The sequence below is a fragment of the Pseudomonas fluorescens genome (assembly GCF_902497745.1).
Lineage (GTDB): Bacteria > Pseudomonadota > Gammaproteobacteria > Pseudomonadales > Pseudomonadaceae > Aquipseudomonas > Aquipseudomonas fluorescens_BM.
Genome location: NZ_CABVHJ010000011.1, coordinates 98,036 through 115,616, shown reverse-complemented (window position 1 = coordinate 115,616; position 17,581 = coordinate 98,036). Strand labels below are relative to the sequence as shown.

At 57.5% G+C, this 17,581-nt stretch carries 13 protein-coding genes; 5 read left to right on the top strand and 8 right to left on the bottom strand.

The features are described 5' to 3' along the window. Positions 1–12 precede the first annotated feature (12 nt). The 3 genes from F8N44_RS18210 (at position 13) to F8N44_RS18200 (ending at position 4,318) form a co-directional block, all read left to right on the top strand. Positions 13–1,404, top strand: coding sequence for a GntP family permease (locus tag F8N44_RS18210; RefSeq protein ID WP_150651260.1), 1,392 nt, complete (start codon positions 13–15; stop codon positions 1,402–1,404). Between the two features lie 7 nt (positions 1,405–1,411). After that, the gene (hbdH, locus tag F8N44_RS18205) at positions 1,412–2,185 is read left to right on the top strand and encodes a 3-hydroxybutyrate dehydrogenase (RefSeq protein WP_150651259.1); all 774 of its coding nucleotides are present in this window, start codon (positions 1,412–1,414) and stop codon (positions 2,183–2,185) included. 159 nt (positions 2,186–2,344) lie between these two features. Further along, positions 2,345–4,318 (top strand): acetoacetate--CoA ligase, encoded by a 1,974-nt coding sequence (locus F8N44_RS18200; RefSeq protein WP_150651258.1) that lies wholly within the window; start codon positions 2,345–2,347, stop codon positions 4,316–4,318. Positions 4,319–4,336: 18 nt separating this feature from the next. Here F8N44_RS18200 and F8N44_RS18195 read toward each other — a convergent pair whose 3' ends face one another. Together F8N44_RS18195 and F8N44_RS18190 are read right to left on the bottom strand one after the other, a co-directional pair. Further along, positions 4,337–8,008, bottom strand: coding sequence for a hypothetical protein (locus tag F8N44_RS18195; RefSeq protein ID WP_150651257.1), 3,672 nt, complete (start codon positions 8,006–8,008; stop codon positions 4,337–4,339). A 160-nt stretch (positions 8,009–8,168) separates the two neighbouring features. After that, entirely contained in the window at positions 8,169–9,278 is a 1,110-nt protein-coding gene (locus tag F8N44_RS18190) for a PilT/PilU family type 4a pilus ATPase (protein WP_150651256.1), read from the bottom strand. A gap of 113 nt (positions 9,279–9,391) precedes the next feature. On the opposite strand from F8N44_RS18190, the gene F8N44_RS18185 reads away from it, so the two are divergent. Together F8N44_RS18185 and F8N44_RS18180 are read left to right on the top strand one after the other, a co-directional pair. Further along, positions 9,392–11,941 carry a PAS domain S-box protein gene (locus F8N44_RS18185; RefSeq protein WP_150651255.1) on the top strand — a complete coding sequence of 850 codons (2,550 nt, stop codon included), beginning with the start codon at positions 9,392–9,394 and terminating at the stop codon, positions 11,939–11,941. Positions 11,942–11,992: 51 nt separating this feature from the next. Further along, complete coding sequence (locus F8N44_RS18180; RefSeq protein ID WP_007912322.1) at positions 11,993–12,268, top strand: peptidylprolyl isomerase; 276 nt, start codon at positions 11,993–11,995, stop codon at positions 12,266–12,268. Between the two features lie 130 nt (positions 12,269–12,398). Here F8N44_RS18180 and F8N44_RS18175 read toward each other — a convergent pair whose 3' ends face one another. The 6 genes from F8N44_RS18175 to F8N44_RS18150 all read right to left on the bottom strand — a co-directional run bounded on the left by F8N44_RS18175 (position 12,399) and on the right by F8N44_RS18150 (position 17,581). Then, on the bottom strand, positions 12,399–13,334 hold the full coding sequence (locus F8N44_RS18175; protein ID WP_150651254.1) for a sugar kinase: 936 nt from the start codon (positions 13,332–13,334) through the stop codon (positions 12,399–12,401). Between the two features lie 131 nt (positions 13,335–13,465). Continuing rightward, complete coding sequence (locus F8N44_RS18170; RefSeq protein ID WP_150651253.1) at positions 13,466–14,680, bottom strand: amino acid deaminase; 1,215 nt, start codon at positions 14,678–14,680, stop codon at positions 13,466–13,468. A gap of 39 nt (positions 14,681–14,719) precedes the next feature. Next, positions 14,720–15,484 carry an IclR family transcriptional regulator gene (locus tag F8N44_RS18165; RefSeq protein ID WP_150651252.1) on the bottom strand — a complete coding sequence of 255 codons (765 nt, stop codon included), beginning with the start codon at positions 15,482–15,484 and terminating at the stop codon, positions 14,720–14,722. Between the two features lie 225 nt (positions 15,485–15,709). Next, a complete protein-coding gene (locus tag F8N44_RS18160; protein WP_007912330.1) occupies positions 15,710–16,099 on the bottom strand; it encodes a RidA family protein in 390 nt (129 codons plus the stop codon). A gap of 31 nt (positions 16,100–16,130) precedes the next feature. Then, the gene (locus F8N44_RS18155; RefSeq protein WP_150651251.1) at positions 16,131–16,922 is read right to left on the bottom strand and encodes an amino acid ABC transporter ATP-binding protein; all 792 of its coding nucleotides are present in this window, start codon (positions 16,920–16,922) and stop codon (positions 16,131–16,133) included. Next, the gene (locus tag F8N44_RS18150) at positions 16,919–17,581 is read right to left on the bottom strand and encodes an amino acid ABC transporter permease (RefSeq protein ID WP_150651250.1); all 663 of its coding nucleotides are present in this window, start codon (positions 17,579–17,581) and stop codon (positions 16,919–16,921) included. Before F8N44_RS18150 ends, F8N44_RS18155 begins: the two co-directional genes overlap by 4 nt.

Sequence of the window (17,581 nt, the reverse complement as noted above, 5' to 3'; positions counted from 1 at the left end):
GAGAGACACACCATGAGTGTGATCATTGCCTTGGCAGCCCTCGCGCTGCTGATGCTTGCCGCCTACCGTGGCTACAGCGTTATCCTCTTCGCGCCGATTGCCGCCCTTGGCGCGGTGCTGCTTACCGACCCCTCCGCCGTCGCGCCTGCCTTCACCGGTGTGTTCATGGAGAAAATGGTCGGGTTCATAAAATTGTATTTCCCCGTTTTCCTCCTCGGTGCCGTGTTCGGCAAGTTGATCGAACTGTCGGGGTTCTCCCGCTCGATTGTCGCTGCGGCCATTCGTTTGCTCGGCACCAAACAGGCGATGCTGGTGATCGTGCTGGTCTGCGCCCTGCTCACTTATGGCGGCGTGTCGCTGTTCGTGGTGGTGTTTGCGGTGTACCCGTTTGCCGCCGAGATGTTTCGCCAAAGCAATATCCCCAAACGGCTGATCCCGGCAACCATCGCCCTCGGCGCGTTCTCGTTCACCATGGACGCCCTGCCCGGCACCCCGCAGATCCAGAACATCATCCCCAGCACGTTCTTCAACACCACGGCTTGGGCGGCGCCGTGGCTGGGCGTGATCGGTACGATTTTCGTGTTCTGCGCCGGCATGCTGTTTCTCCAGCGTCAACGCAACAAAGCGCAGCGCGCCGGTGAAGGCTACGGCACTGAACTGCGCAACGAACCGGAAACCGCTGAAGACCTGAAGCTGCCGAATCCATGGATTGCCCTGTCGCCGCTGCTGGCAGTGGGCATCATGAACCTGCTGTTCACCCAATGGATTCCGCAGTGGTATGGCAAGACTCACAGCCTTGCGCTGCCGGGCATGGCCACACCGATTACCACCGAAATCGCCAAACTGACGGCGATCTGGGCGGTGCAAGCGGCTTTGCTGGTTGGCATTCTGATGGTATTGGCGTTCGGTTTTCAGGCGATTCGCAGCAAGCTCGCCGAGGGCAGTAAAAGCGCGGTCAGCGGTGCGTTGCTGGCGGCGATGAACACCGCGTCGGAATACGGCTTCGGCGCAGTGATCGCTTCGCTGCCGGGCTTTCTGGTGCTGGCGGACTGGCTCAAGCAGATCCCCAATCCGCTGGTCAACGAAGCCATCACCGTGACGCTGCTGGCCGGTATCACCGGCTCGGCGTCGGGCGGCATGAGCATTGCGCTGGCGGCGATGTCCGAGCAGTTCATTGCCGCCGCTCATGCCGCGAACATTCCGCTGGAAGTGCTACACCGCGTCGCCGCGATGGCCAGCGGCGGTATGGACACCTTGCCGCACAACGGCGCGGTCATCACCTTGCTCGCGGTGACGGGGCTGACCCACCGCGAAGCCTATAAAGACATTTTCTGTATTACGCTGATCAAGACCCTGGCGGTTTTCGTAGTGATCGGCACTTTCTACGCCACTGGCATTGTGTGAGGTATTCATGACCACTCTTTCCGGCAAGACTGCACTGGTAACCGGCTCCACCAGCGGCATCGGCCTGGGCATCGCACTGAGCCTGGCCAAGGCAGGCGCGAACCTGATTCTCAACGGCTTTGGTGATGCCTCGAAAGTCATCGCCGAGGTCGGGCAACTCGGTGGCAAGGTTGGCCATCATCCGGCGGATGTCAGTGACCCGGCGCAAATCGCCGAGATGATCACTTACGCCGAGCGCGAGTTCGGCGGCGTCGACATTCTCGTCAACAACGCCGGAATCCAGCATGTGGCGGCGGTGGAAGATTTTCCCGTCGAACGCTGGGATTCGATCATCGCCATCAACCTGTCTTCGGTGTTTCACAGCACGCGACTGAGCTTGCCGGGGATGCGCACCAAGGGTTGGGGGCGAATCATCAACATTGCCTCGGTGCATGGCCAGGTCGGTTCGACCGGCAAAGCGGCCTACGTGGCCGCCAAGCACGGTGTGATCGGTTTGACCAAAGTGGTCGGCCTGGAAACCGCTACCAGTAACGTTACGTGCAACGCGATCTGCCCGGGTTGGGTGCTGACGCCGCTGGTGCAGAAGCAGATCGATGACCGTGCGGCCAAGGGTGTCGATCCGCAGCAGGCGCAACATGATCTGCTCGCCGAGAAACAGCCGTCGCTGGAATTCGTCACACCACAGCATCTGGGTGAACTGGTGTTGTTTTTGTGCAGCGAGGCTGGCAGCCAGGTACGCGGGGCGGCGTGGAATATTGATGGTGGGTGGCTCGCCCAATAGCAAAGACATCCCCCTCTCTGTGGGAGCGAGCCTGCTCGCGAAAGCGCTGGGTCAGCCAATGAAGTCGTTGAGTGCACGGACGTCTTCGCGAGCAGGCTCGCTCCCACAGGTGTCATGTGTGCGCTCGACCTTGTGCATGAATAAAACAAGAGGCAACCAATGTCCGACATCCTCTGGCAACCCGATGCCAACCGTATCGCCAAGTCGCGCATGGACGCTTTCCGTCGTGCGGCCAATCAACGCCACAACCTGAAACTCGACGGCTACCCGGCCCTGCACCAATGGAGCGTCGAGCAGCGCGCCGAGTTCTGGCAAGCGATCGTCGATTTCTTCGATATCCGCTTCCACACGCAGCCTGATGCCGTACTGCGTGAAGGCGCGAAAATGCCGGACGCCGAGTGGTTTCCCGGCGCTACGTTGAACTTCGCCGAACATTTGCTGCGTCGTCGCGACGATTCTGTGGCCGTGGTCAGCGTGGCGGAAAATGGTCAGCGTGAGCAATTGACCTGGGCTGAACTGGCCGCGCACGTCGCCGGGTTTCAGGCGAGCTTGCAGGCCGCCGGGGTTGGCCTCGGCGATCGCGTCGCAGCCTGCATGCCCAATACCTGGCAGACGCTGGTGGCGATGCTCGCCACCACCAGCCTTGGCGCGATCTGGTCGTGCTCTTCGCCGGACTTCGGCACCCACGGTGTGATAGACCGCTTCGGCCAGATCGAACCGAACGTACTGATCACTTGCGCCGGTTATCGCTATGCCGGCAAGGCGATCGACCAGAGCGACAAAATCAACGGAATACTCGAACAACTGCCAACGTTGAGGCAGTTGATCATCGTGCCTTACGCTCACCCGCACGCCCGCATCGAGACTTACCGGACTCGCGCGGAAGTGACCTTGTGGGATGACTTTTACGAAGCGGGCGGCGACCCGGATTTTGTCCCGGTGCCGTTCAATCATCCGCTGTATGTGTTGTATTCCAGCGGCACCACTGGCGTGCCGAAATGCATTATTCACAGCACCGGCGGCGTACTGCTGCAACACGTCAAGGAACACGGCCTGCATTGCGATCTTGGCCCGGGCGATCGACTTTTCTACTACACCACCTGCGGCTGGATGATGTGGAACTGGCTGGTCTCCGCGCTCGCGGTCGGCAGCGCCGTGGTGCTGTATGACGGCTCGCCGTTTTACCCGGACAACCAGCGTTTGCTCGACTTGATCGACGACGAGCGCATCAGTGTGTTCGGCACCAGCCCCAAGTTCCTCGCCACCCTGGAAAGCAGCGGCGCCAAACCCCGCGACAGTCATGATCTGGGCAGCCTCAAGACGTTGCTGTGCACCGGTTCGGCGCTATCGCCGCAAAGCTATGACTTCGTCTATCGCGACTTCAAGCCTGATGTGTGCTTGGCATCGATGTCTGGCGGCACCGATATCGTCTCGTGTTTCGTCAATGGCAACCCGCTGTCGCCAGTGCGGCGCGGCCAGATCATGGGCAAGAGTCTGGGCATGGCGGTTGAAGTCTGGAATGACGCCGGCCAGCCGGTCGTGGGCGAAAAAGGCGAACTTGTCTGCACCCGGCACTTCCCCGCCATGCCGATCGGCCTGTGGAATGACCCGGACGGAACAAGACTGCGGCAGTCGTATTTCAGTTTGTTTCCCGGTGTCTGGGCACAGGGTGATTACGCCGAACAACGGACTCATGGCGGGATGCTGATCCATGGGCGCTCGGATGCCGTACTCAATCCCGGCGGCGTGCGCATCGGCACGGCGGAGATCTACCGTCAGGTTGAGAAAGTCGTTGAAGTGCTGGACAGCGTCGCCATCGGTCAGCAGTGGCAGGATGACGTGCGGGTTGTGCTGTTTGTCAGGTTGCGTGAAGGGGTTGAGCTGGATGAGGCGCTGGAGCAGCGTATCCGTCAGGCGATTCGCGCGAACACTACACCCCGACACGTACCAGCGAAGATCGTTGCGGTGACGGACATTCCGCGCACCATCAGCGGCAAGGTTGTGGAACTGGCCGTGCGCGAGGTGGTGCACGGCCGACCGGTGAAAAACACCGATGCGCTGGCCAATCCCGAAGCGTTGGAGCAGTTTCGGGATCGGCCGGAGCTTGGCGCGACCGAGGTCATTCAAAGATGAAACTCGCGTTGCACGGTTTTAGTTCAGGTTGACCACAACTTCACCCGTAATCGGCTGATTCGCACTGGCGTCAATTGCGGCACGCATGACGCTAACGTTCATCGAAAACGCGGTTTCGTTGGTTCTCAACAGACTGAGCAATGCCACCACAAGCGCTAGCGAGTCCGCATTGGCAAGTGCTTGAGCGCTGTTGTGAAAACCGTCAGCGCCGCTCATCTCTCGCGGCTGGCAGCCCTTCGCCAGGTTTAGCAAGGGCGCCACATCCAAGCCTATCTCGCCATTGATAGTCGCACTTTCTGCAGTGACCAGACTGGTCTTGGCAGGGGTAACCCGTGTCATTTCATGAATGAGGTCATCCGCGATTTCGCCATAACCCGACAAGCTGAATCGCTGATTGAAGTTGGTCGTATTGACCGTCATGTACTGCAGATGCTTCCTCTCCTGCGCGCCCGCATTTTTCCACTTAGCATAATCGAATGGGTTTACCTGGATGACGCTGTCATCGACTTTCAAAACGTCCAGGTAAACGTTACTCGCGGAAATGCCGCCAAAATCCAGCCTGATTGCACCTAACAAATTCGATAAGCCGTCACGCGCAGCCGGAGTACTGCCCAAGAACAGCCCAATTGCGAGATCAGTTTCGAATTTCAAGGCGGGAGACCGCAACACATCGATTGCGTTGTCAATTTTCAAGCGGGCTGCTGTCAGGCTGCGCTCTACAATATGGCTCGTGAAAATATCCGGTATCGGCTTTTGTAGCAGCGGCAAACTGAATTTCTGTTGATGATCGAAATTAACAAGTCGCTTTCCCCACGGTTTACCCAAACGATTGACTGCAAACCACTGACTACTTTTATTGATGGCGCAAACATTCAAGGCTGCCGCCGCGCTTCCCAATGGACGCCACTTACCAAGCCCCAGATCTGCAGCACTCGCCAGTTTGTGAAATTCCTGCGCAGTACCGGTCAACCTGCCCATCTGGACAACCGCAGCTTCCACCACTTTCGCTCCCGACACGCCCAAATGCATAACGCTTTTGAACAATGCTTTAGACGCTTGGTAACCTGCGGTCGGTAATCCATCAATCGGGTTGAAGGTGGACACCGTCAGCGACATGCCAAACCTGACCAGGCTGCCGATTTTTGCGGTCAGTGATACTGTCTTGGCTGCGATGTGCAAAATTTTCGCCGGGGCACCCAATACAGTGAAAAATATACCGATCGCATCCATCGTACATGCATAAATACCGTCAACAATCTGATTCCTGTTCCCCGAAGCCAAGTCCTCAATGCACTTCTTGAATGGGACGCACAAATCAATAATATAGGTCAACACCTCTTTATATATATTGGCTGTACGCTCACGATCTGTGTACTCGGTGAATACATCCCTGAAATCCTGAAGAGTGCCCAAGGGCCTGTTTTCCACTACAAACCGGGCAATATTTTCGATGTGTTTACTGACAAAAAACTGATAACAATTACGGGCTGTTTTTGGCGTGGAAGTCGGCGCCGGGACAGAGCCCAGCTTTTCTATGACCATGATCCCTGAAGCATTCCGGACAGGTTTTTTCCCGACAATGTAGCTATCGAAATCAGTTGGCACATTATGCGTTGCGGGCAAAGGAATAAATGCATCATTAAGCTTCCCTTTGTACTCTACCCTGCCAGGCATATTCATTTTTTGAGTGTAGACAATCAGTTTGCCTAACTCGTCATTCCTTCTGCACTCGCCCAGCAAGGTGAACATTTCATAACATAACGTCTGATTATTGCCGTAGGACGCTATCATGATCACGCCAAACCGCCCTACCGCTTGATCCTTCTTTATCTGAACCTCGATATTTTTAGGTGGTAGATTAGCCACACCCACCAGGTTGTAATTACTCGATGCGGGATAGTACAACTCCGCGACCGAGGGCCGAACAGTAAAAAAAGTGACCTTGCTGGAGGCAAATATTTCCCGATCGGCACGCGGCATTCCGGCTATAGCCAATTTGATATTCGAACCAATAGCCTTATGAATATCTTTGTGATAACTGGACAATTCCGCTTCGAACATCGGCTTTATGGGAGGCAACAGCAACAGGTTGGGGAAGGCATTAAATATATTGGGTTCTTTATTCCAATCCCATGTCGCGGATGTCAATAAACCTTCGATATGCAGATCAAGCATCGAAGCCCTCATTGCGGAGAAGGCTTCAGGGCGTAACAGCGGTTCTTCGATAAAATCACAATTGGGTAATGCCTGCCGCAAGGCCGTCATCGCCAATCGTTTTCGATTGGGTGGGGGCGCCGCAAACGCCTTGACTCCCAAGACCATTGCATCGACATGAACTTTATAGGCATCCAGGGCACTTTGGGCCGCAGCAGTAGCAGAGGTCTTCAGATTTTCATGAGTGATGACCTCGTTGATCAATGCCCAGTCAATGATAGGGTCGATAGCAGCAATACCCTGAAGTTGCCCCAGTACCGGACTAACCGTCTCCATATTTGCGAACTTCATGATCTGCTCATAAGACATGAAACGAGAGGCCCCTCTTCGATTGACCTCGACAAAATTTAGCGCTTGGCAAAAAGTCACCCAGCCTATCGAGCCGACATAAAGTTCCGCCGGCAGGTTTTTCACCAAGAGTGCGGGGGCCACGTGAGCCAACAGTAAATGAGAAATCAATGGAACGATCGAGTGCGACTGACCCTTTGCAGCGAGATAGGCCTCAAAATTTTCTCGAAGCGTATATAAAGGCTTGTCAGCCATTGAACCCGGATCGTAAATATCAAAAGGCCCAATGCAATTACGCTTTCCACTTATCCCGATAGAAGCGTCCGACTGCAAAATAATAGCGGTCAGCAAAACCTGTGCAAGGTCGTCTTCATCGACTTTTTGGGATTCCGTTGCCCCCCACCAGCCCAATGCCTCGACGTATTCCCGGGCAAGTTGCTGCGAGGTGGAATGGCGAACCAAAATCGCTATGACCTCATTCGCACTATTCCAATCGACAGTAACTGTATTATATGGCTTGACCCGCTTAAAAATACTGCCAAGCAAGCTTTCACCCGCTGGAAACTTTTTTTCAGTCAACGCACGAATCTCGGCACACTGAAGCGGCGTCAAGGCGATCGATTCATCATTGAAACCTGTTATCTGCCCCCAATAGTTAACAAAGTTATCTGCCTCAGGCCACTTCCATTCAAGAAAGCCAATCAAACTATCTAGCTTTGTCCTGTCATCCGGTATGTTGAACCCGTGAAAGCTTAACCATTGCGAGATCCACACTGTGTTATCAAGGTGAACAAAGCCGCCGAGTTCCATGGCAATCGCAGCTATCCGCTCAAGTTTAAGGCTTGCCTCGGCATTAGGTTTAACGTTGTGCGTCACATCTACCCAGCCTTCGTGAGACACATATACATGAAGCTCACCAGAAGACGTCACCCTGCTGTACAGCGTTGACCCGATCAGATTTCTCAATTCCTCAAGCATTTCACTCGCGGGTTTATGCAAGCGTCCGAAAGAAGACTCTGGCCACAGCCTTAAAACCCATTCGCTATTGACCGATAGATTAGGCACTTCATTTTCTTGCACTTCGCCCCGGAACTTTTTCAACTGCTCGATCAACACCCTCCGCTCCGCTTCATCTGCAGCAGAACAGCGCACATTGTCGACAGCAACTAACCCGGAAATCTTGTTCAAACCACATCGATTCTTCATATCACGACTCTGTTTATTAATTAGGACTTTTAGAACAGCAAGCCAAACTTAATAAAAACAGAAAAACTTTCAACCACTTAAATATTATTCGACATTTCACCACCCAACCCAACGATATTAGTCGACATCCACACACAGCAACTTATTCCACCAAACCCCAATCACCTGCAGACATATCAGCGCTCCCTGCAGACTCGACTTTCAGCTTTATATCAAGCCTTAAATTATTTACCGAGTCTGCATTTTTTAATGCCTCATCCACTGTAATCGCACGCTCCTCGACCAACCGCAGCAGTGCTGTATCGAAGGTCTGCATGCCCGACTCGGCGGATTTTTCCATGATGCTTTTCAACTCGCCTAACTCATTTCGGCGGATTGAATCAGCAATTGTCGGTGTACCTAACAACACCTCTACAGCGGCCCTTCGTTGCCCATTAACAGTGCGCACTAACCGCTGCGAGATAAATGCTTTCAGATTATTGCCCAACGTCTGCAACAACTGCGGCCGCCGCTCTTCCGGGAACATATTGATAATTCGATCCAGCGCCTGATTGGCGTTGGTGGCATGCAACGTCGACAGCACCAGATGCCCGGTATCGGCAAACGCCAAAGCATGCTCCATGGTTTCGCGATCACGGATTTCACCGATCAGCACTACATCCGGCGCCTGGCGCAAAGTGTTTTTCAAGGCCGCATGAAAACTGCGCGTATCGACCCCGACCTCACGTTGATTGATGATTGAACGCTGGTGCCGATGGATGTACTCGATCGGGTCCTCGATGGTGATGATGTGCCCGGTGCTGTGGCGGTTGCGGTGGTCGATCAATGCCGCCAGCGAAGTCGACTTACCCGAATCGGTGGCGCCGACAAACAGGATCAACCCTTGCTTGAGCATGACGGTGTCGAGCAGTACGGGCGGCAGTTTCAGGTCAGCGAAGCGCGGGATGTCGAGTTTGACGTTGCGGATAACGATCGATACATCGTTGCGCTGTTTGAAGATGTTCACGCGAAAGCGGCCGATGCCCGTTCGCGAAATCGCCAGGTTCATTTCCAGATCCCGGTCGAACTCCCGTCGTTGCTCGGCGTCCATCAGGGAGGCGGCGATGGCGGCGGTTTCACCGATCTTGAAAGGCTGCTCGCTCAACGCCGTGAGCACGCCGTCGACCCGCGCGCTGGGCGGTGCGCCCGTGGACAGGAACAGATCCGAACCGTTTTTATTGGACAAAACTGACAACAGTGCATCGATTTCCATGGCAAAAAGCACCCGCGAAGCATTCAATGAACAGACAATGGCCTGCGCCTGGCGCAGATCGACTGCAACAATGATAGACGTCGCCTCAACGAACCACGCTCAGGACTGATGTAATGAATGCTGTACCGAACACCGACGACGCGCAGGCTCTGATCGCCCGTACCGACTGGAGCCGCAGCCCCTTGGGCGCTGCCGGCAACTGGCCGCAGAGCCTGCGTACCGCGGTGGACATCGTGATTCACTCGCCGATGCCGATGCTGTTGTTGTGGGGCCCGCAACTCACGCAGATCTACAACAATGGTTTCGCCCTGCTCGCCGGGCACAAGCATCCGCACGCTTTCGGACAGCCTGCGCACCAGATCTGGCCAGAACTTCAAGAGTTTACCGACCCCATTTACAGAGCAGTCCTACAAGGCCAGGTGCGCACCTACAGCGAAAGACGCTTCACCCTGCAACGTGACGGCAAAGAGTCTGACTTCTGGCTGGATCTGACTTACAGCCCGATCCGCGATGAAACCGGGCAAGTCGCCGGAATTCTGGTGACTGCCATCGAAACCAACGAACGCCGACGCATTGCTCTGGAACTGCAGCGACGCTCCGAGGAAAGCCTCAAGGCCCAACGCGAAACCGAGGAACGTCTGCAACTGGCCCTGGCCGCCACCGACGCCGTCGGCACCTGGGACTGGGATATCGGCGAAGATCGCTTTATCGCCGATGCGCATTTCGCTCAGTTGCATGGCGTCGACCCCGGCCTGTCCGGTCAATTGCCGATCAGCGATTATTTGCAAGGCGTGCATCCCGAAGACCGCGCGATGATCGCGCGCAGCATCAAACACTGCATCACCCATGGCACCGAATACGCTGAGGAATACCGCTTGTTGCAGGCTGACGGCGAGGTGCGCTGGGTGTTCGCTCGCGGACGCTGCTACAAGGATCATCATGGCCGGCCCACGCGATTCCTCGGAGCAGCGCTGGATCTGACCGAGCGCAAACATACCGAACAGGCCTTGCGTCAGAGCCAGACCGAGCTGCAACTGATCATCAACGCCATGCCGATCCTGATCAGTTATGTCGACTGTGAAGAGCGCTTCCGCCTGAACAACGCGGCCTACCTCGACTGGTACGGGCTGACGCCGCAGGAGCTCTATGGGCGCACGATTCGCGACGTGATCGGTGAAGAGGCCTATTTCCTGCGTCTGCCTTACATCGCCGAGGCCCTGGCCGGCAGACCTTGTTCGTTCAGCCTGTACACCCCGCACCGCGATGGCAGCATTCGCCACGCGCTGATGAATTACCTGCCACGTTACGGTGCGGACGGCGCGGTGAATGGTTTCTACATCTTTGTAATCGATGAAACCGAGCGCAAGAAAACCGAAGAAGCCTTGCGCAATCTCAACGAAACCCTGGAAGAACGGGTCAGCGCTCGCACCGAACAACTGGCGCAGGCCAACCAGCGTTTGCAGAACGAGATGTTCGAACGCGAGCGTGCCGAAGATGCCTTGCGCCATGCGCAGAAGATGGAGGCTGTCGGTCAGCTCACCGGCGGTATCGCCCACGACTTCAACAACATGCTCACCGGGATCATCGGCAGTCTCGATTTGATGCAGCGCTATATTGCCAACGGCCGGGCCGACGAAATTGGTCGATTTACCGAAGCGGCGGTGTCCTCGGCAAATCGTGCGGCAGCACTGACCCACCGGTTGCTGGCGTTTTCGCGGCGACAGTCGCTGGATCGTAAAACCTTGAACGTCAATGAACTGGTGCATTCGCTGGAAGATCTGATCCGCCGGACCAAGGGCGACCCGATCGAACTCAAACTGCGTCTGGCCGAGAATGTATGGCCGGTCAGCACCGACGTCAGCCAACTGGAAAACGCCCTGCTCAACCTGGTCATCAATGCCCGGGATGCGATGCCTGATGGCGGCGAACTGGTGATTGAAACCGCCAACGTGTATCTCGATGGCAACGACATCACCACACTGGAACCGGTCAAGGCCGGCGATTACCTGATGCTGGCAGTCAGCGACAATGGCACCGGCATGACGCCTTCCGTGCGTTCCAAGGCATTCGATCCGTTCTTCACCACCAAGCCCATTGGCCAGGGCACCGGGCTGGGACTGTCGATGATCTATGGTTTTGCCCAGCAGTCGGGCGGGCATGTCAGCCTCGACAGCTTGCCGGGCCAAGGCACTTGTGTGCGGTTGTATTTGCCGCGTTTGTACGGTATCGAGCCGGAACGGCCAGCGATCGCACCGCTTGAGCAAGCGCCGACGACGGCGACGGCGACGGCGACCGGCGAAACCGTGGTGATCGTCGAAGATGACCCGGCGGTGCGCATGCTGGTGCTCGATCTGCTCAGGGAGTTGGGTTATCAAGCCTACGAAGCCGAGGATGCGAAGACCGCCCTGCCTATGCTTGAGTCCGGTCTGCGGGTGGATCTGCTGGTGACCGACGTCGGCCTGCCCGGCATGAATGGCCGGCAGCTGGCGGAAATCGCCCGTCAGCATCGGCCGGGTCTCAAGGTGTTATTCATGACCGGTTATGCGCAGAAAGCCGCCGAGCGTCAGGGTTTTCTCGAGGACGGCATGGACATGGTCGCCAAACCGTTTGCCATTGAGCTGCTGGCCAGCAAGATCCGCACGATGCTCAGCCAAACCCCGTGACTTGAGGCATAATCCGCGCCCCGCCGTCACCCCGTTATCAGGTACCGCACGATGAAAGCCCAAGCCCGCCACATTCTGGTGAAAACCGCCGAAGAGGCCGAACAGCTCAAACAACGCATCGCCAAGGGTGAAGCGTTCGATGTGCTGGCGAAGAAATTTTCCACCTGCCCGTCCGGCAAGCGCGGCGGCGATCTGGGTGAAGTGCGGCCGGGGCAAATGGTCGGGGCGATTGATGCGGTGATTTTCAAGAAACCGCTGCGCACCGTGCATGGGCCGATCAAGAGCAAGTTCGGGTATCACCTGGTGCAGGTGTTTTACCGCGATTAAACACCGCTTTCCTGTAGGAGCTGTCGAGTGAAACGAGGCTGCGATCTTTTGATCTTGTTTTGTAACATCAAGATCAAAAGATCGTCCGATCGCGGCCCGAGCCTTCGGCAGCTCCTACAGGGATTGCATTTCAGGGTCTGGGAATCAATGCCCCCGGCACCTGAATCACCTTGCTTGCCAGCAAGTGCCCGGCCTCGGCAGCCTCAGCCGGACTTGCGCCGAGCAAGCGACTGGCCAGATACGCCGCACTGAACGAATCCCCCGCCGCCGTGGTGTCCACCACCTTCTCGACCTTCTGCGCCGGCACTTCAAATGTCTCTCCATCACAGCGAATCAGACACGCCTCGGCGCCCCGCTTGAGCACTACTTCCGGCGTGCCGAATTGCCCGTAAGCGGCAAACACCGCCGCGCAATCGGCGAAACCGAACAGCGCCTGCTCGTCCTCCACCGTCAGCAGCGCCAGATCAACGTAGGGCAACACGCTGCGATAGGCGTCGCGCGCGCCTTCCACCGAGGCCCACAAACGCGGCCGGTAGTTGTTGTCGAAGACGATGCGCGCATCACGCTGGCGCGCTTCGATCAGCGTCTGGATCAGTTTTTCCCGGCCCGATGCACCGAGAACGGCCAAGGTGATACCGCTGAAATACAAGACGTCGTAATCCGGCAGCGCCGCCAGAATCGGCTCGGCGGCCGGTGTGGTGAAACAGTCGCGAACCGCCGCTTCATTGCGCCAGTAGAGAAAACGCCGCTCGCCGCTGGCATCGGTCTGGATGCAATACAGGCCCGGCAAGCGACCCGGCAGACGCTGCACCAGATCCAGACCAATGCCTTCGCTGGTCCATATCCGGCACATGGCATCGCTGAAGCTGTCATCGCCCAGCGCGGTGACGTAATCGACCTGGGCCTTGTCGCCCATCGCGCGGGACAGGTACACCGCGGTGTTCAGGGTGTCGCCGCCGAAGCTTTGCTGCAGGCTGCCGTCGGCGCGTTGCTGCAGTTCGATCATGCATTCGCCGATCAGGGCGATACGTGGAATGTTCGGGCCCAAAAGGCTGAGGGTATTCATCTTGTGCTGTCTCTGGTTGATCGATGGTGTCGGGACTGGCGCCTTCGCGAGCAAGCTCGCTCCAACAGGGGAATGCATTCCAAGTGTGGGAGCGAGCCTGCTCGCGAATGGCCGCGACTCGGTCTCAAGCTTTAGAAACAAGTCTCCATGCTCTCGATCACCGACAGTTGTTCATCCACCAACAGCCCCACACGCCACTTGTCGAACGTCAGGCACGGATGCGACGTACCAAAGGAAATGATGTCGCCAACGCGCAATTCAACGCCCGGTGCCACCGTCATGAATGCGTGCTGATCCATCACCGCCGTGACCTTGCACGCACCGACGTCCTCGCCCAGCGCCGGCACCACGCCGGCCTTGTAACGCAGCAGCGGCACCGGCAAACCGGCATCGTACGCCACGTCGCGTTTGCCCAGCGCAATCACCGCAAAGCCCGGCTCCGGCAACGACTGCACATGCGCCCAGACTTCCAGCGCTGGACGCAAACCTTCGTGAAGATCACTGCGGCGGTCGAGCACGCAGCACTGCGCCTCTTTGTAGATGCCATGGTCGTGCGCCACGTAACTGCCCGGGCGCAACACGCTGAGGAAACGCCCGGCAGCGTTCTGCGCTTCGAACGATTCAGCAATCAGGTCGTACCATGCCGAACCCGAGGCGGTGATGATCGGTTTGGCGATGGCGAACGCGCCGCTGTCCTGCAACTGCACCGCCAGACGCACCAAGGATGCAGCAAACTCACGAATCCCGCTGACCGCGTGATCGCCGTGAATCACCCCTTCGTAACCTTCAATACCGGTCAGGGCCAGCGCCGGTTGCGCGTTGATCGCCTTGGCCAGTTCGATGACTTCCTGCTCGCTGCGGCAACCACAACGTCCGCCAACGACGCCGTATTCGATCATCACGTTGAGCTTCACTCCACGCGAGGCGAAGTAGGCACCGAGATCGGCAACGTTGTCCGGGTGATCGACCATGCAATAGAAATCGAACGACGGATCGGCCAGCAGATCGGCAATCATCGCCATGTTCGGCGTGCCGACCAATTGGTTGGCCATCAGCACGCGGCGCACGCCATGGGCGTAAGCAGCCTGGGTCTGGGTCGCGCTGGCGAGGGTGATGCCCCACGCGCCGGCGTCGAGCTGACGCTTGAACAGTGCCGGGGTCATGCTGGTTTTGCCGTGGGGCGCGAGTTCCGCGCCGCTGTCGCTGACAAACTTCTGCATCCAGCGGATGTTGTGCTCCAGCGCTTCGCGGTGCAGCACCAGCGCCGGCAGGCTGACGTCACGCGTCAGGTGCGCGCCAATGGCCGCGTCGCCCTTTTCCACAGCGGTATTGATGGCAGTCGTCATGTTCGAACTCCTCACTTTCGCGGCCGCAGGCAGCCGCGGTTATTCGTTGATGCGCCGGGCGAGGCTGTTGGCGCTCTCGATCAGAACCCGGCGATAGTCGTGGTAATTGTTCTTCGCATCGGCCCGAGGGGCGACGATGCACAAGGTGCAAATGGCGACACCGCTGGGGTCTTTGACCGGGGCGGCGAAGCAATGGGTAAAGGTGTCGGCAACGCTGTCGAAGGAAAAGAATCCATCGATGCCGGCCTGACGGATTTCGGCGAGAAAACGCTCCAATGGCAAACGCTCGCCGTCGGGCAGGATGTAATCGTCCTCGTCGATCAGGTCGATGATCTGCTGATCGCTCAGGTGTGCGAGCAACAGACGCCCGGAAGCCGTCCACGGGATCGGCGCGTTTTCACCGATGTCGGAGGAAATACGGAAATGCCGCTCGCCCTCCTTCATCAACGCCACCGTGTATTTACGGCCGTTGAGCAGGCACATCTGCGCGGTTTCACGGGTCTGGCTGACGATCTCCTGCAAGGCGTGATCGGCCTCACGGCTGAGGTCGAAGTGACGCAAGTGCGCCTGACCGAGAAAGTACAACTGCCGGCCCAGATAGACGTGACCGTCCTTGCCAACCGGTTCCAGAATCCGTCGTTCCAGCAGCGCAGCGACCAGTTCGTAGACGGTGGATTTCGGGCTGCCGATGCCGTTGGCGATGTCGTTCGGACGCAGCGGCTGGCCGATTTCCTTGAGGAAATCGAGGATATCGAACGCCCGGTCCAGACCGCGGGCCCGGCGCTTGATGGTGTCTTCGGTCATTTCAGTGGATCCCATTCAAAGTCGCCGGATGGTAACTGGCCCTTGGTGTTGTGTCAGTTGGATTGCTGCCCTCACCCCCCGCCCTCTCCCGGAGGGAGAGGGAGCCTGACCGTATCGATGTAAATGTAAGCGTCATACGCAAAATCCGCATCGATACAGATCAGTCCCCTCTCCCTTGGGAGAGGGTTAGGGTGAGGGGCTGTGGCCTAAGCAACGCAGCAATTTTCAAGCCTTTTTCTTGTACGCAATGCAGTCGATCTCGACCTTGCAATCAACCATCATGCTTGCCTGCACACAGGCGCGCGCCGGTGCATGTTCCGGTTTGAAGTACTCGCCAAAAACCTTATTGAAACTGCTGAAATCACGCGGATCGTCCAGCCACACGCCGGCACGTACCACATCTTCCAGGCCATAACCGGCCTCTTCGAGAATCGCGATCAGGTTCTTCATGGTCTGGTGAGTCTGCTCGACGATGCCGCCGACAATAATCTCGCCATCCACCGCCGGTACCTGGCCGGAAACGTGCAGCCAGCCGTCCGCTTCAACGGCGCGAGCGAAGGGACGTGGCTGGCCGCCAGCGGCGGTGCTGCCGGTGCCGTAACGCGTAATGCTCATGGGTGTTTCTCCTGATTGAAAATGTGAAAAGTCAAAACCGCGTGCTTTTGAGAAATTCCGCCAGACGCGGCGATTGCGGGCGCTCGAACAGATCCTTGGGAGGCCCCTGCTCCTCGATCCGCCCCTGATTCATGAAAACGATTTTGTCCGAGACCTCGAAGGCAAAACGCATTTCGTGGGTCACCAGCAACATGGTCATGCCGTCCTCAGCCAGGCCCTTGATCACGTTGAGCACTTCGCCGACCAGTTCCGGGTCGAGGGCGGAAGTGACTTCGTCGAAGAGCATCAGGCTCGGGTTCATCGCAATCGCCCGGGCAATCGCCACGCGCTGTTGCTGACCGCCGGACAACTGACCGGGAAAGTGATTGCGCCGCTCCAGCAAACCGACGCGCTCCAGCCATTTTTCCGCGAGGGCGACGGCTTCGTCCTTGTGCATTTTCTTCACCTTGAGCAAACCCAGGGTGACGTTTTGCAACGCGGTCAGATGCGGGAACAGGTTGAATTGCTGGAACGCCATGCCGGTCATCGCACGATGGCGGGCGATGACTTTTTCCGCGTGGCGCACACGCTTGCCGTTGACCTCGTCATAGCCGATGGATTCACCGTCGAGCAGGATCTGCCCGCCCTGGAATTCCTCGAGCATGTTCACGCAACGCAGCAGCGTGGTCTTGCCCGAACCGCTGGAGCCGATCAGCGTCACCACGTTGCCGCGCTGCATGCTCAGATCGACACCCTTGAGCACTTCGACTGTGCCGTACTGTTTGTGCAGGCCACGGATGTCCAGCAACGCCTGAGGCTGTGAAGAAACTTGAGCTTGAGTCATGGCAGAGCCACCCGTTTTTCAATGTGCCGGCCGAGTAACTCGATGCCGAAGTTGATGACGAAGAACAGAAAACCGGCGAACAGGTAGAACTCCAGGGTCATGAAGTTCCGGGCGATGATCTGTTGCGTGCTGAGGAGCAATTCGGCGACGCCGATCACCGAGAGCAAGGTCGAGGCCTTGACGATTTCGGTGGACGAGTTGACCCAGGTCGGCAGGATCTGCCGCAGTGCCTGAGGCAGCAGCACGTAACCGAGAGATTGGTAAAAGGTCAGGCCGATGGCTTTGCTCGCCTCCATCTGCCCACGCGGCAGAGCTTGCAGCGCACCACGAACAATCTCGGCAACGTGGGAGCCGCAGAACAGCGTCAGGCCCAAGGCGCCGGCCTGAAACGCGCTGATCTGCCAGCCCAGCGCCGGTGCCATGTAGAAGCAGGCCAGTACCAGCACAAACACCGGTGTGCCGCGAATCAGGTCGACGTAAAAACGAAACGGCGCGCGCATCCAGAATTTGCCATAGGTCAACACCAGCCCGGCGACCACGCCAAGCATCGTGCCGAGCAGAATCGCCAGGGCCGATACTTGCACACTGGTCAAAAAGCCCTGCCACAGCGGCTCACGCGCGACCCACAATTCATGTAACCAACTGGGAGATTCGTACAT